This is a genomic window from Limnobacter sp. G6BE5S (genome assembly GCF_058448965.1).
In genome coordinates, this window is record NZ_JBZFLM010000005.1 from 226,932 (window position 1) to 241,281 (window position 14,350).

A 14,350-nucleotide genomic window follows, 5' to 3' on the forward strand; every position below is an offset into this window, starting at 1 on the left:
ACTATCCAGCCATGCAACTGTTCGCCCCTTACGAGCCCAATTTAAAGAAGATCAAGCGCCGTCAAGCCATGAGGTTTGGCATGCCCGTGCTTGTTTTTTCACTTTTAATGGCGTTGATGGTGGCCGCAGTTTACTACGCCCAACAGGACGAGCGTGATCAAAACCAGGCAAAACTGATTGCCGATGCACTTTGGGCCCGCCAGAACATTCAGTTTCAGGTGGGTGGCCTGATCAACTCCCTGCAAGCGCTGACCAATGACTCTCTCATTTATCCATCGGCACGTCTTTCGGCAAGCCTGAATCAGCTTAGCCGCAGCTCTGGCGAGCTGGTGGCGGTGTTTCGTGGGCCCGAGTTGACACCGATTGTGAATCTGGAAGACAACTTTGATGAATATGATCTTGAAGCGGTTCGCAATCTGATCTCAGCGCAGGTCAATCAACGCTACGAGTCCCGCCTGGACGGGTTGGTTGGACCCTTTCTGTTTCAGGGGCGCCACTATGTGGCCAATGTGAGTGTGGCCCAACGCGGCGAGGCCGTTACCGCTGGCTTGATCGATCTGGATTTGATGCTGGAAAAGGAGTTGCCCTGGTGGTTTGCTCAAGACAATCAGGTCGAACTGCTCGATGCCAGCGGGGCCATTTTGTCGCGCCTGGTCAAGGCCAGTCCGGGCGCTGGTGTTTACATGCACACGACCTCACTGGAACTCGGAGGGCTGCAGTTTCAACTCAGGGTCAACAGCATTCAAGAAGGCCCCCGATTGTTCAACTACGGCATTACCGGCGCGTTGGCATTTTTACTCCTGCTGCTGTTGTTGAGTTTCATCATGTTGTGGCGCGATTCTCGTCGTCGTCTCGAGATTGAGGCTCGTCTTGAAGAGGAAAAACTGTTTCGCCAGTCCATGCAAGACTCCATGGCGGTGGGTTTGCGTGTGTGGGACTTGCAAGGTTTTATTCGTTACGTGAACCCGGCGTTTTGCAATATGGTGGGTTACAAGCCCGAAGAGTTAATTGGAATTCCGCAGCCCCTGCCGTATTGGCCCAGCAAGAGCACTGAGGAATACAAGCGTTTGGTCGCCAATGTGATTTCAGGCAATGCCCCTCCAGAGGGGTTCGAAACAACGTACCAGCATCAAAATGGCAAGTTCATTGATGTGCTCATTGTGGAAGCGCCTTTGAAAGACGGCCGTGGTGCGCACACCGGCTGGATGAGTTCAGTGATCGACATTACCGATCGCAAGCGTTCGGAGTCGCTAATTGCCGAGCAACGCGAGAAATTGCAGGCGGCTTCACGATTTGCGCTGGTGGGCGAGGTGGCCTCCAATATTGCGCATGAATTGAACCAACCCTTGGCTACCATGGTGTCGTATGCACAGGCCGGGATGAATTTAAGCCAACGTGGTGCCAGCCTGGAAATGTACGGCCAGTTGTTTGAGAAGTTGCGCGATCAGGCGCAGCGTGCGGGCCGAGTCGTTGGTTCGGTTCAAAACCTGGTTCGCAAACGCAAACCCACCCGTGAAAATGTGCGCGTGTCGGACCTGATTGATTCCATTCAGTTCATGGTGAATTCCACCGCTGTGCTGCACCAGGTGCGTTTGCATTTTGACATTGTCACACCCGATTTCGTGTTGTATATCGACCGAATCATGGTGGAGCAAGCCTTGGTCAATCTGGTTAAAAACGCATCAGAAGCTTTCACTGCGTCACAACGTATTCGCAATGTGTGGATACGTGCTCGCCAGTTGGAATATTCCTTTGAGTTTTCAGTGCGTGACGACGGCCCGGGTTTGAGTTTGAACAACACCGAGAAAATGTTTGAGGCTTTGGTGTCGACAAAGCCAGACGGCTTGGGCCTGGGCCTTAGCCTTTGCCGCTCGGTCGCTGAGTCGCATGGCGGGCGCCTGAAAGCCGATGCCGTGCCCACAGGTGGTACCTGTTTTACAATGGACTTGCCAATGGCAGTCAAAGAATCCATGGAAGGGGAGCAGTCAGTTGGAGCCAACTAAAAAAGTGCAGGTGTTGCTGCTCGATGATGATGACGATTTGCGCGAAGGCATGAAATGGATGTTCGAAACCGTGGACCTGCCCATGCAGGGTTTTGCCAATTTCGAGAGTTTCAAGTCCCGACTGGATGAATACATCACCAGCGAGGCCGAGCTTTGCCTATTGCTTGACTTGCGCATGCCCGATATGTCGGGTCTTGAAGTGTTTGAGTGGCTAAAGCGCAGTGGTTACAGCCTGGACCGTTTGCCAGTGATTTTCTTGACGGGGCATGGCGACATATCCACTGCCGTAGAAGCAGTTAAAAATGGTGCATTCGATTTTTACGAAAAACCAACCACCGATCAGCGTTTGATTGAACGGGTTAAACAGGCACTGCAAAAGTCAGGTGAATATTTGGTGAACCTGGAAGTGCTGAAGCAATGGTCTGAACGAATTGACCGATTGTCGCCCCGCGAGCGAGAGGTCATGTTTTTGGTGGCCAAAGGCAAATTAAACAAGGTGATTGCCTCCGAGCTTGATATTTCAATGCGCACTGTGGAAGTGCATCGTGCCAATGTGTTTGACAAACTCAAGGTACGTTCAGCCGCCGAGTTGGCGACCCTGCTTAGCCGCCTTAGCGATCGCCTCGGCTTTGATCAATTGGCCGGGCTGGAATAAATTTCCACCATATTGGGCAAGCTGACAGCATCCCCAAACAACGGGCTTGAGGTGTCTGGGTGTAACTCCAGCACAAATGCCTTGCGGGCAAGCCGGTGGCCCCTGAAGTAGTTTTGAATCGCATCCAGTCTTTGGCTGGCCACAGCAAGATCAAGTTCAGCACTACCCTCTGTTTGGGTGCTGGATCGAATCAAAATGGGACCCGATCGGCCAGATTTGGTGGCTTCATTCAAAGCCTCGAGTTTCACCAAACAGTTTGAGGGAATCCCGCTTTGATCCGGCTCGAAGTGAATCAACAACTCCAGTCGTCGATCCTCTCTGCGAAGCGTTAATTCAGCCGCGGTGTTCTGAGATTCAGAAAGTGCATTGACCAGGCCGTTGAACAAATCGAGCGTGGGTTGGTGACCACAGTGCATAGCCGGGTTATTTAGCCGTTGAACAACGTTGTCGAAGGCTTGCGCAGGTTTGAGTAACAATGCCGTTGTAAGGCATGCCAGCAGAGCTGCTTTTGCTGCGCAACGCGTGCTCATTTTTTTGGTTCAACAGTGGTCGCTTCGGTCTGAGCAACCTCGTGCGGGGGCTCGGGTACTGGCTCAGGCTGCGTAAAGCTGACCTTGATTTGATTGGCCAGCAGGTGGTAAATCGAGGCAGGCAAGATTCGTTTGCTGACTTGTGTTGAAATGGCTGACACGAAAATCAGGGGCATGACCAAATCGTGGTTGTCGACCATTTCCAGCACAATTACAAAAGCAGTAATCGGGCAGTGGGTTACTGCAGACAAAACACCGACCATGGCCAGCAACATCAGTGGCGCGGTTTCGCTGTTGGTCAACCCCGCAAAAAAGTGACCAAATCCTGCACCGATCGACAAGGTGGGTGAGAATACGCCGCCAGGTATGCCACTGGCAAATGACACCACAGTGGCAATCATTTTGGTCAGCCAAAACATGGGGGAAAGCTCTTCACTGTCCTGCAAGGCAGCCTTGGTTTCTTCGTAACCCGCACCAAAAACTTCAACACCAAAAATTAGTGCCATGAGTGAGAGCACCACGCCGCACCCCGCTGCAAATCGATAGGGGAAACGACTGCGCAAACCACCCAAATAGCTGGTGCTCGACACCAGGATCAACATACTGCGCCCGTAAAGGCCGCCCACGATGCCTGTAAGTATCGCCAATACGAAAATGATGAACCATTCCTGTCCCCAGTCGATCGTGGCATTTGAATAACCAAAGTACGAATAGTTGCCCTGAAGAATCAATGCCACCAAACCTGCAAGCACAATGGCCATCAAAAGCGCCGAGGTGTGTCGCATTGTTTTTCGTCGGCCCAATTCTTCAAAGGCAAACATCAACCCACCCAAGGGTGTATTGAAAGCCGCCGCGACCCCTGCAGCACCGCCAGCAATAATCAGTGAGCGGGTGTCGAACAGCTTGGCAATGTTGGGAAAGCGGCCTGCGTAAGCCATCAGTGCGGCACCAATTTGTACGGTTGGGCCTTCACGCCCCGCAGCGGCACCCGCTGCTATCACGAAAGGCGTGATCAGCAATTTGCCCAAAAAAGCGCGTGGCCCCAACAGCCGTTCCACTAGCCTGGGTTTTGGGTGTTTGGTGACTTTGATTGCTTGCGGAATGCCACTGCCGCCCGAGCCCCAGAAAACGGTGTTGACCAGCCAAAGGGCAATTGGAAACACCACCGGTGGCAACAGCAGCGCGATCCACATGTGCTCGGCGAATAGTTCTTTGTTCCATTCACCTGCGAAGTCAGACATCCAGGCAAACCCCACTGCGAGAAAACCAACCAGCAGGGAAAAGGCGTAGATGACAGAGACGATCATGCCCCGGTCAGCCATAAAGCGTGAAAGTCGAGCGCTTTGCGCCAGCCACTTGTTTTTGGAATTGGGCCGCACTGTAGGAGTCTTCCTGTTTTGTTGGTCAGCAAGCTCCAAATTGTCGCATAAAAACAAAAAACCCTCAGGCTTTCGGCTGAGGGTTTTTCTTGGGGTTTCCCCCGTGGTGCTTTTTACGCCACTTTTTTAGTCAGTGCGACGTCGGCTAAAGCCGCCACGATCGCCCATGTTGCGTGCAGCCTGTTCTTTGCGGGCGCCCGAGGCGTGTTCACGCTTTGGACCCGAAGGTGCAGTGCCTTCGGCACGGAAGGCCGGGCGTGCACGTTCTTCAGAACGGGGGAAGCTTGGGCGCTCTGCGTCACGATTCCACTTTTTTGGCGCATCCGAGTTGCCGCCAAAACCGGAAGGCTTGCGATCACCAAATGAAGGCTTGTCGCCAAACGACTTGCGCTCACCAAAGGGTTTGCGGTCACCAAATGAAGGCTTGTCGCCGTAAGGCTTGCGGTCACCAAAGGGTTTGCGATCGCCGAAGCTGCGCTCTTCACCTTGGGTAAATGGCTTGCGATCACCAAAGCTGCGCTCTTCGCGTGCTTCGTAAGGCTTGCGATCACCAAATGACTTGCGCTCACCGAATGCAGGCTTGTCGCCGTACGACTTGCGCTCACCGAATGCAGGCTTGTCGCCGTACGACTTGCGCTCGCCGAATGCAGGCTTGTCGCCGAATGATTTGCGTTCACCGCCATAAGATGGCTTGTCACCATACGACTTGCGCTCACCGAATGCAGGCTTGTCGCCGTACGATTTGCGCTCGCCACCGCCAAAGCTGCGGCCTTCTGAACGACCACCGCTGTTGCCAGCGTAACCGCCACCGCCAGAGCGACCACGGCCACCACTTGGCTTGCCACCGCGTGGCGCCTGTGTGAAGTTGCCACGTGGCTCCAGGCCTTCGACCTGTTCTTCAGGAATGCGTGAGTTGATGAAACGCTCGATGCCGCGAACACTGATGATGTCGCAGGCTTCGGCCAAGGTAACTGCCACGCCACTGCGGCCAGCACGGCCGGTACGGCCAATACGGTGCACGTAGTCTTCCGACTTCATGGGCATACCGTAGTTGATCACGTGTGAAATTGCAGGCACGTCCAGGCCACGGGCAGCAACGTCGGTTGCAACCAATACCTTGATGTCGCCTTTGCGAACGCTGGCCAAACGGCGGTTACGAACCACCTGTGGCATGCCACCGTGCAGGGCGCAGGCACGAACGCCTTCGTCGGCCAAGTCACGGGCCAGGTTTTCTGCGTCAATTTGTGTGCTTGTAAACACGACAGCTTGAACCATGTCTGGGTGCTCCAGCCAGTGGTTCAGCAGTTTGCGTTTGTGGCCACGGTTATCGGCCCACATCAGCTTCTGGGCGATGTCGGTGTTGGCTTCGTTCTGAGCCGCCATTTCAATGCGCTTGGGGTTGTTCATGATGTTTTCAGCCAAGCCAATAATGCGCTTGGCAAAGGTGGCGGAGAACATCAATGTTTGAATTCGGTTGCCACACAGGTGGTCGATTGCTTCCAGGTCTTCAGAAAAGCCCAGGTCAAGCATGCGATCAGCTTCGTCAACAATTAATGTAGTTACTGTGCTCAGGTCCAATTTGCCCTGTTGGGCCAAATCGAGCAAGCGGCCGGGGGTGCCGACAACGATGCGTGCGCCACGCAGGCTGGCCATTTGCTTGCCATAAGGCATGCCGCCTACAACAGTTGCTACACGAACGCCCTTGGTGAATTTCACCAGATTGATCGCGTCTTGGCTAACCTGTTGTGCCAGTTCACGGGTTGGGCACAGCACCAAGCATTCTGGACCGGCCAGCATTTCCATGGGGCTTTGTTCGCCGCTCATCATGCGGTGCATCACGGGCAGCAGGAAACCAAAAGTTTTGCCGCTACCTGTCTGGCTGGACACCATCAGGTCGCCGCCTTCTTTGCCGAGTGGTACCACTTCGGCTTGAACGGGGGTAGGGGCAGTAATGTTTAAAGCATTCAGGGCTTGCAGCAAAGGCGCAGCAAGACCCATGTCATCAAATGACATAGACATGATAAAAGTTCCAATTCGATGTGGACTTAAAAATTCATCGACGAACAGAAATAAGACGACGCGGCTGGGAACTAGGTTGTTCCGGATGGTCGCAAGAGAACTGGCGGCGATGGGCAAAGCACAGCTTCAAGAGCTTGTGCCAACAAAGGCAACCCAACGCGGTCCAATGGTGAGAATCGTAAAACGACCCGTTGATTTGCAATCTGGAGCGAAGTCTACTGGGTTTGGGTGCAATGCACAAGAAAAGATTGTGGGTAAAACCACAATTAGAAGAAAAACACCAACATCCCCGCAATTGCCTATCAATTTTTCCAGAATCCGGACGTTATCACCTATAGAGGTAGTCAATCAGGACTGGATTATGAGAAAACTAAAGATATTGATGGTGGCGGGCGCTGCGACCATGCTGAGTTCGTGCGATCTGTCGCAGATACCAGGCTTGACAGGCAAGTTGTCAATGGAGGACAGCAAAGCGGTGGGCGCGGCGTGCAGGCATTCAGGCCGCGCGCTGGAGGATTGTTTTACGCTGAACCCCAGTTCGCATCAATCCGGTGTGTTCGAGGGCTGGCGTGACATGAACGACTACATGCTGGCCAATGAAATCGAAGTGGTAAAACCTGAAATTCGAAATTCTGCCTTCAGGCAGGAAAAGACGTCATTGGACTCGCCTGTGTTACCTGGTACACCCGTTGAGTCCGGGTCTGCGGCCTTGGACACCCCCCAGGAAGTCGTACCTCTGGCCCAAGGGCGGCAACGTTGGTTACCCAAGGGTGTAGAAAATCCGGCCATGAATGAGTCTGCAGTGACTCCGCCGGCTGCGGCAGACAAGGCAGAGACCGCAGCAACAGCCCCGGCAACAAGTCCAGAAGACATACCTGCTGCCAAAGAGGCACCTGCTGTTGAATCACCAGCAAGGCCTTGGGAGCGTAAAAAGGATCCGAAGAAACACACCTGACGGCACACTGTGCGCGGCACAAGATGGCTTGGGTGATATCCTGAAAGTTCACAATTGACTTTCAGGATTTCACGCGTGTCTGTTCGCAAAATTGGCGGAGTTTTAATTCTTTTTAATCTGGTTTTGTCGCAAGCCTCTTGGTCAAATGCGGCCGAGCCCCAGGTGCGGACCTTTCCTTCAAATGTCACTCAGGCCTTCGTAAAAAAAGGCATTGCGGCGGACGACTTCACGGCTTACGCCCTACCAATTTCACCTTTTGTTCATCGAAAGCCGCAGGCTTATGCACATGGCTCCAGTCAGTTGGTCAATCCCGCTTCTGTGGCCAAGGTGTTTACAACAGCCCTTGCTTTGCAAAAGCTTGAATCCACATATCGATTCAAGACGGGTTTTCATGCAGATTCCGAGCCTGTCGATGGCATGTTGAACGGCCCCTTGTATATCAAAGGCAGCGGTGATCCAGCGTTTTTAAGTGCAGACCTGTGGGCTTCATTGCGACAACTGAGAACGAAGGGGGTTGATGTGATCAACGGTCCAGTTGTGCTGGACGACACCGCATTTACGGAACAAATGCCCAGCCTTGGTCTTGCCGAAGACGACGCCTTTGATGATGCACCTCACCGTGCTTACCATGCCCAGCCCGATGCCTTGTTGCTGAATTTTGGTGCCATGTCGATTGACTTGAAAATCAATGAGAATACGGTGGTTGTGCTGCCTGAAGAGGCGCCCAAAGACTGGGCGTTCGTGTCAGAAATCAATTTGACCGCTGGCGGTTGCGGTGCCTGGAAGAACGGCATGTCGGTGGATTTTTCGAAAGCAGGTCGAAACGTAGTGGTGACTGTGAAGGGCAACTACCCACGCCGCTGTGGGCAATCCCGCTTGCCCATTCGCATTCCCGCACAGGACTGGCTGTGGGAATCGTGGGTGAAAGAGATCTGGTTGCAGTTGGGGGGCAAATTTGCCGGGCCACAAGGCGGGCAAGTGATCAAAGGAGTCACCCCGGCTAACACCATTGCCTTGTACACGCATTATGGGAAGCCGCTTGGCGACTTGATCAAGCAAATCAACAAATGGTCAAGCAACGTGATGGCTCGCCATCTCGAATTGGCAGTGGCTGGAACCCCCGAAGCATTTAATGCACAACTGAAGGACTGGCTGAAGCAGCAGGGGATTTCTTCAAGTGACTGGTTTTTCGAGAACGGCTCAGGTTTGTCCCGCGGTACCCGGATTGATGCCAAAGGCCTTGCAGAGTTTTTGCGAAACATGGCTGCACGATCCGATTTTCCTGATTACCTGGCCAGCTTTCCACGCGCTGGAGCAGACGGTACGCTTCACAGGCGTGTGAACAACATAGACGGGTTTGCTTACTTGAAAACCGGAAGCTTGAACGGCGTACGTGCTCTGGGCGGTTACTTGCGAGACCGCGAGGGGCAGTTGTGGGCCGTTGGGGTGTTGGTGAAAAGCCCAAGGGCCTACGACAGTTGGGGACCCATGGAAAGCTTGCTCGAGTTTATATACAGAGCGGAATAATTCAAGGCAAAAATGATGCGCTTGCCCGCAAGCCTTTCCCAATCTGGGTTTTCCTTTGTTAGACTGATTCATTATTCTCATCCAACAGCACGAGGCCAACATATGGACAACAGCAAAGACAAACTCTTTAGTGACATGAAAATCGTATTGAGCGACGCCGAAGATCTGTTGAAAGCCGCGGCCTCATCGTCGGGCGAGCGTGCGGTCGAACTTCGCGAAAAGGCCTTGGTCAGCCTTCGCCGAGCCAGGGAAGTGATGCAAGACGCCCAGTCGGCTGTGCTTGAAAAAGGCAAGGCAGCTGCACGTGCCACGGATGACTATGTGCACGATCACCCCTGGAAAGCCGTGGGTATTGCCGCCGCGGTGGGTTTTGTATTGGGTTTGATCATTAACCGTCGTTAAAGGTTGGCTGTGCTAAATCCAAATGCGAGGGCAGCACTAAAACGGGTTGTCGCCAGCTTGTTGGGCATGACCCAAACCCGCATTGAATTGGCGGGTGTCGAGTTGGCGCAGGCCCGCCAGGCCACGGTTCGCACCGTGATTTGGTCTTTGCTGACCGCATTGGCAGCAGCGTTTGCCTCTTTATTTATTTGCCTGCTTGTCATTGCTTTGGCTTGGGATTCGCACCGATTCCTGGCCATTGCCGGGTGTGCTGCTTTCTATTTGGTGCTGGGCGTGTATTTTTACGTGCAACTGAAAGACACCTTGGCCGCACAACCTCCTTTGTTTGAAGCCACGCTGGCTGAATTGGGTCGCGACAAACAAGCTGTGCTGGACAGTTTGAGCAGTGGTGACACCCCAGGGGAGTCGTCATGAGTAAAAAATTCGATGCTCTGGAAGCGCGCAAAGAATTGTTGATGATGAAAGCTCAACTTGAGCGCATGGAGTTTGGCGGTCAGGTTGATGCGTTAAAAAAAGAATTCGCCTGGGTCAATATGTTTCGCCAGTTTGGCGGCTGGTTGGGCAAGCGCAATATGCGGGCGCTTGGGCCAGTGGTCAGCCTCGGAGGCCAGGTTTGGCAGGAGGGCCTGAAAAAGTACCCGCTGCTCGGCATGTTGGCCTCGACTGCTTTGCTGCGTTTTCGCAAACCGGTTTCCAAAGTGGCGTTGCGCGCTGGTTTGGGTGCCGTGGCGCTGGCTGCGGGCATGTTTTGGTTTCAAACGAGAAGCCCTTGGGCTTCCCGTTCAGTGGCCGAGTCTTCTACAGACCCAAACGACTCATAAGTTCACGCACGCGTTCATCCAGTTTGGGATCGGGCTGAATGCTGCGGCCCCACTCCCGAGTGGTTTCACCCGGCCATTTGTTCGTGGCATCCAAACCCATCTTCCCACCCAGTCCACTCACCGGGCTTGCAAAGTCCAGGTAATCAATCGGCGTGTTTTGAATCAGCACGGTATCCCGCACCGGGTCCATTCGCGTGGTGATTGCCCAAATCACTTCTTTCCAGTCGCGGGCGTTTACGTCGTCGTCGACCACCACAATAAATTTGGTGTACATAAATTGACGCAAGAAACTCCAGGCGCCCATCATCACGCGCTTGGCATGCCCTGCGTAGGCCTTTTTCATTGAGATTACGGCCATGCGGTAGCTGCAACCTTCGGGCGGCAGGTAGAAGTCCACAATTTCCGGAAACTGCTTTTGCAAGATGGGTACAAATACCTCATTCAGTGCCACGCCAAGCACAGCGGGCTCATCCGGCGGTTTGCCGGTGTAAGTGCTGTGGTAAATGGCATCGTCGCGCAGGGTGATCCTGTCGACAGTGAACACGGGAAACCAGTCTTGTTCATTGTAATAGCCGGTGTGGTCTCCATAAGGGCCCTCTAGCGCACAGTCCCAACCCTTCAAGTACTCGGGTACTGGTGGCGGCTCGCGCAACACGGTAACGCCTTCCCGTATTTCCGGCACCTCGCCATCGGTTCTGCCTTTTCGTGCGGCCACGGCAATCGGGTGTTCGTAGGGGTAAATATGGCCTTCCAGCACCATTTCCGCCTCTGCAGGCACTTGCAGATCATTGCCCTTGCAGGCCACCAGTTCTGTTCGGCTACCCCGCAGCAAACCGGCAAATTGATATTCAGAGAGCGTATCCGGCACCGGCGTGACCGCGCCGAGGATAGTGGCTGGGTCGGCGCCCAAGGCCACTGAAATCGGGAAAGGTTGGCCTGGATGTTTCAAGGCGTGGTCGCGGAAATCGAGCGCGCCACCCCTGTGGGCCAGCCAGCGCATGATCAGGCGGTTTTTTCCAATTTGTTGTTGTCGGTAAATACCCAGGTTCTGCCGCTTGCGATTGGGCCCTTTGGTGACCACCAAACCCCAGGTCAACAGGGGGGCAGCATCGTCGGGCCAGCATGTCCAGATCGGAATCTGGTTAAGGTCAACGTCTGGGCCCTCGACAACGTTTTCCTGACATGGTGCTTTACTGACCACTTTGGGGGCCATCGACAGCACCTGTTTCACCAAAGGCAACTTGTCCAGTGCATCGCGCATTCCCTTGGGTGGCTCAGGTTCTTTCAGGTAGGCCAAGGTGCGGCCGATGACCCTTAGTGCTTCGGTGTTGCTGGCGCCCATGCCCATGGCCACCCGTTTTGGTGTGCCAAACAAATTGCCCAATACACGGTGTTTGTAGCCTTGCGGTGCGTCAAACAACAAGGCGGGGCCTTCAGCGCGCAATACCTTGTCGCAAAGATGGGTCATTTCCAGAACTGGACTGACTGATTCGGGGACTCGTTGAAGTTCACCTTCTTTGTAGAGTAAATCGATGAAGTCTCGAAGGTTCTTGTATCGCATTGTGAAAAAAACTACCTGTTTGTGGTCCGGAAGGAACAGTTAACAAGAAATTACAACCCATACCTAGAGGGCTTTTTCAAGCCCCCCAAAAGCGCATAAGGCCTCGTTTTAGGGGTATGTTCTTGTTTTGAGTAGAAAGACTCTACCAGATTTTGCATTGACCCCTGTCCGGGTTGACCCTAGAATCCGCTCAGCTTTGTGACAGGTATCACCTAAGTCACACAAACGCAGTTGGAGGGCAAAACTTAAGGGAACTTAAGTCAGCCTAACTTCATCTTAAGAGTGCTTTGACCATGTAGTGCAAGTAGTAAATGGTTAAAGCAGAACGTTCTGCCTCACGGACAAAATGGAGGCAGATGCACCGCTGAGTCAAACAATGCAGGGTTAAGCCTGCGTTTGCGTAGCAGAGGAGGTTGCATGAAGCAGTACGAAACCGTTCTGAGCGTCAATGGCCAGCAGGTCCAGACCCCGAACTTGATTCAATCATTGAAAAACGCCGTCACCGGTCTTGGTGTGGCCACATCGGTTCTGGTAGCGGGTGCAATAGCAATATTGCTGTCCAATGCCGAACTTCGCAGCCAGGTGTTTTTCTCTGCCCCAGTGCAGGCAATATTCGCCACTGAAATTGACTTGCTTAGTACTGGCCTTGCGGCTGGTGGCGCAGAGGTTGTAAATACCACTGCCAAGTCACCTGCAAATTCATCCGGTTCTAAAAACCTGATGCCAGTGAAGTTCAACTCGGTTGATTCGAGCAAACCACTGACAGCAGGTCAGCGACAGGTTACTTCTTACCTGGCCAAACGCTACAGCGTGTCGCCTGAAGCCGTGGAGTCGATTGTTCGATTGGCTTACAAGGTAGGCAAGGAAGAAAAGGTAGAGCCAACCCTGATCCTGGCGATCGTGGGTATTGAATCTTCCTACAATCCTTTTGCTGCCAGTCCGGTTGGCGCTCGCGGCTTGATGCAGGTGATGCCTAAAATTCACAAAGACAAATTTGAAGCATTGTCACCCGGTGACTGGTCCCCTTTGAACCCTGAAATGAACATGCGAGTGGGTGCCAAAATCATTCGCGAGTACACACGTCGTACAGGCTCCGTTAGTGCCGGTTTGCGTTGGTATGTGGGTGCAGCCATTCATGGCAATGACGGTGGCTATCCTGGCAAAGTGCTGTCGCTTAAATCACGCATTGATTCAACCTACCAGCAAGGTCATCTGGTGGCGTCCCGCGAGAACAGCGAAAAAGTATCCGCTGTAACAGTGCCAGGCTCTGAAGGCTGATCTCTCAGGTCAACTTCGATTAAAAAATTGTATCCGTTCGATGGCAGTCTCTAGCCTGTCCATCGAATTGGCATACGAGAATCGCATCATTTCCTCCCCCCGAAATTCTGAAAAATCCTTGCCGGGCACGGCGCATACCAAAGCCTGCTCCAGCAATTCTTTGCAATAGCGCTCGCTGTTGTAGGGTGACTTCGCGTAAATGTAAAACGCCGAATCGGGCGTTGAATGCAGTTCGATGCCAGCCTTTGGTAGTGCATTGACCATAAAGTCTCTGCGTGCCTTGAAAATCAAACGTCGCTCTTCGCAAATCGCCAGCGTTTCGGGTGTGAAACAGGCCAGGGCGGCCCATTGTGCCGGGGTGTTTGGACAAATGCTCAGGTTTTGGGCAAATCGTTCAATTGCTGGCAACAGGCTGTCTGGCACCACCATCCACCCCAAGCGCAAACCTGTCATTCCAAAGTACTTGGAGAAGCTGTTGATCACCACCAAGGGGTTTTGTGTGTTGGGTGCACCAGTCACTTGCAGCACGCTTTGTGGCGGACTGTCGTAGCAAAGTGACTGATAAATCTCGTCAACAATTACAAAGCCATTGAGGGCAGTTACGCCATCGACTATTTCCCGCATGGCCCGGGGGCTGAGTTGAGTGCCGGTGGGGTTATTGGGTGATGCCAAAAGTACGCCCGCCGTTTTCGGCGTCCATTGGCTGGAAAGATCGGTCCAGGCAGGTTGAAAATTTTCTGCCTCTTGGGTTTGTACAAAGGCGGGAGTTCCGCCTGCCATTTGCACAAAAGTTTTGTTACAGGGGTAACCGGGGTCGGCCAGTAACACTTCCTCGCCTGGGTTGATAAGGGCAAGGCAGGCATACATGAGCGCAGCCGATGCGCCCGAGGTAATCACGATTTGATGCGCTGGTACCCGAACGTGAAAATTAGTCTGGTAATACTGGCTAATGGCTTCGCGCAGCTCGGGCAGGCCCAAAGCCGCAGTGTATCGGGTTTTGTGTGCCGAGATCGCCCGGGCGAATGCCTGCTCAACGGGCTCGGGCATGGGAAAGTCGGGTTCACCGATAGAAAGGTGAATGACCGGTTTTCCCTCGGCTTGCAAGGCGTCGGCTGCTTTCACCAGTTCCATGACATGGAAGGGTTGAACAAGATGACTAAGGCTGGACTGCTTCAATTCTTCACCATTGTTAGTGAGTGGCGCCAACAAGTTGCGCGATT

At 53.4% G+C, this 14,350-nt stretch carries 13 protein-coding genes; 8 read left to right on the plus strand and 5 right to left on the minus strand.

Annotated elements, in window-relative coordinates:
• Nucleotides 1–11 precede the first annotated feature (11 nt).
• Nucleotides 12–2,003, plus strand: a complete 1,992-nt coding sequence (locus tag ACVL1J_RS10790) for a two-component system sensor histidine kinase NtrB (protein WP_159572898.1) — start codon at nucleotides 12–14, stop codon at nucleotides 2,001–2,003.
• Nucleotides 1,990–2,658 carry a response regulator transcription factor gene (locus ACVL1J_RS10795; RefSeq protein WP_236550923.1) on the plus strand — a complete coding sequence of 223 codons (669 nt, stop codon included), beginning with the start codon at nucleotides 1,990–1,992 and terminating at the stop codon, nucleotides 2,656–2,658. Before ACVL1J_RS10790 ends, ACVL1J_RS10795 begins: the two co-directional genes overlap by 14 nt.
• Here ACVL1J_RS10795 and ACVL1J_RS10800 read toward each other — a convergent pair.
• The 3 genes from ACVL1J_RS10800 to ACVL1J_RS10810 all read right to left on the minus strand — a co-directional run bounded on the left by ACVL1J_RS10800 (nucleotide 2,637) and on the right by ACVL1J_RS10810 (nucleotide 6,586).
• Nucleotides 2,637–3,188, minus strand: coding sequence for a hypothetical protein (locus ACVL1J_RS10800; protein WP_341236300.1), 552 nt, complete (start codon nucleotides 3,186–3,188; stop codon nucleotides 2,637–2,639). The genes ACVL1J_RS10795 and ACVL1J_RS10800 overlap by 22 nt on opposite strands.
• On the minus strand, nucleotides 3,185–4,567 hold the full coding sequence (locus ACVL1J_RS10805; protein ID WP_341236299.1) for a chloride channel protein: 1,383 nt from the start codon (nucleotides 4,565–4,567) through the stop codon (nucleotides 3,185–3,187). Before ACVL1J_RS10805 ends, ACVL1J_RS10800 begins: the two co-directional genes overlap by 4 nt.
• A 126-nt stretch (nucleotides 4,568–4,693) precedes the next feature.
• Nucleotides 4,694–6,586, minus strand: coding sequence for a DEAD/DEAH box helicase (locus ACVL1J_RS10810; protein ID WP_491665337.1), 1,893 nt, complete (start codon nucleotides 6,584–6,586; stop codon nucleotides 4,694–4,696).
• 361 nt (nucleotides 6,587–6,947) lie between these two features.
• On the opposite strand from ACVL1J_RS10810, the gene ACVL1J_RS10815 reads away from it, so the two are divergent.
• The 5 genes from ACVL1J_RS10815 (at nucleotide 6,948) to ACVL1J_RS10835 (ending at nucleotide 10,291) form a co-directional block, all read left to right on the plus strand.
• Nucleotides 6,948–7,541: a hypothetical protein gene (locus ACVL1J_RS10815; protein ID WP_341236297.1), complete on the plus strand. Its 594-nt coding sequence runs from the start codon at nucleotides 6,948–6,950 to the stop codon at nucleotides 7,539–7,541.
• Between the two features lie 75 nt (nucleotides 7,542–7,616).
• Nucleotides 7,617–9,068: a D-alanyl-D-alanine carboxypeptidase/D-alanyl-D-alanine endopeptidase gene (gene dacB, locus ACVL1J_RS10820; protein ID WP_341236296.1), complete on the plus strand. Its 1,452-nt coding sequence runs from the start codon at nucleotides 7,617–7,619 to the stop codon at nucleotides 9,066–9,068.
• A 102-nt stretch (nucleotides 9,069–9,170) separates the two neighbouring features.
• A complete protein-coding gene (locus ACVL1J_RS10825; protein WP_138518742.1) occupies nucleotides 9,171–9,470 on the plus strand; it encodes an ElaB/YgaM/YqjD family protein in 300 nt (99 codons plus the stop codon).
• Between the two features lie 9 nt (nucleotides 9,471–9,479).
• Nucleotides 9,480–9,884 (plus strand): phage holin family protein, encoded by a 405-nt coding sequence (locus ACVL1J_RS10830; protein ID WP_341236295.1) that lies wholly within the window; start codon nucleotides 9,480–9,482, stop codon nucleotides 9,882–9,884.
• Nucleotides 9,881–10,291: a hypothetical protein gene (locus ACVL1J_RS10835; RefSeq protein WP_159572913.1), complete on the plus strand. Its 411-nt coding sequence runs from the start codon at nucleotides 9,881–9,883 to the stop codon at nucleotides 10,289–10,291. The genes ACVL1J_RS10830 and ACVL1J_RS10835 overlap by 4 nt, the downstream gene beginning before the upstream one ends.
• On the opposite strand, the gene ACVL1J_RS10840 is transcribed toward ACVL1J_RS10835, so the two are convergent.
• Nucleotides 10,269–11,852: a UbiD family decarboxylase gene (locus ACVL1J_RS10840; RefSeq protein ID WP_491665338.1), complete on the minus strand. Its 1,584-nt coding sequence runs from the start codon at nucleotides 11,850–11,852 to the stop codon at nucleotides 10,269–10,271. The genes ACVL1J_RS10835 and ACVL1J_RS10840 overlap by 23 nt on opposite strands.
• Nucleotides 11,853–12,269: 417 nt before the next feature.
• On the opposite strand from ACVL1J_RS10840, the gene ACVL1J_RS10845 reads away from it, so the two are divergent.
• On the plus strand, nucleotides 12,270–13,130 hold the full coding sequence (locus ACVL1J_RS10845) for a lytic transglycosylase domain-containing protein (protein ID WP_159572917.1): 861 nt from the start codon (nucleotides 12,270–12,272) through the stop codon (nucleotides 13,128–13,130).
• A 9-nt stretch (nucleotides 13,131–13,139) separates the two neighbouring features.
• Here the strand turns inward: ACVL1J_RS10845 and ACVL1J_RS10850 are convergent, their stop codons facing one another.
• On the minus strand, nucleotides 13,140–14,306 hold the full coding sequence (locus tag ACVL1J_RS10850) for an aminotransferase class I/II-fold pyridoxal phosphate-dependent enzyme (RefSeq protein ID WP_341236292.1): 1,167 nt from the start codon (nucleotides 14,304–14,306) through the stop codon (nucleotides 13,140–13,142).
• Nucleotides 14,307–14,350 lie beyond the last annotated feature (44 nt).

Excerpts from the sequence above, each read along its gene's own strand:
- ACVL1J_RS10790 (WP_159572898.1), top strand. The coding sequence starts at position 12 with ATGCAACTGTTCGCCCCTTACGAGCCCAATTTAAAGAAGATCAAGCGC.
- ACVL1J_RS10800 (WP_341236300.1), bottom strand. The coding sequence starts at position 3,188 with ATGAGCACGCGTTGCGCAGCAAAAGCAGCTCTGCTGGCATGCCTTACA.
- ACVL1J_RS10810 (WP_491665337.1), bottom strand. The coding sequence starts at position 6,586 with ATGTCTATGTCATTTGATGACATGGGTCTTGCTGCGCCTTTGCTGCAA.
- ACVL1J_RS10815 (WP_341236297.1), top strand. The coding sequence starts at position 6,948 with ATGAGAAAACTAAAGATATTGATGGTGGCGGGCGCTGCGACCATGCTG.
- ACVL1J_RS10825 (WP_138518742.1), top strand. The coding sequence starts at position 9,171 with ATGGACAACAGCAAAGACAAACTCTTTAGTGACATGAAAATCGTATTG.
- ACVL1J_RS10835 (WP_159572913.1), top strand. The coding sequence starts at position 9,881 with ATGAGTAAAAAATTCGATGCTCTGGAAGCGCGCAAAGAATTGTTGATG.
- ACVL1J_RS10840 (WP_491665338.1), bottom strand. The coding sequence starts at position 11,852 with ATGCGATACAAGAACCTTCGAGACTTCATCGATTTACTCTACAAAGAA.
- ACVL1J_RS10845 (WP_159572917.1), top strand. The coding sequence starts at position 12,270 with ATGAAGCAGTACGAAACCGTTCTGAGCGTCAATGGCCAGCAGGTCCAG.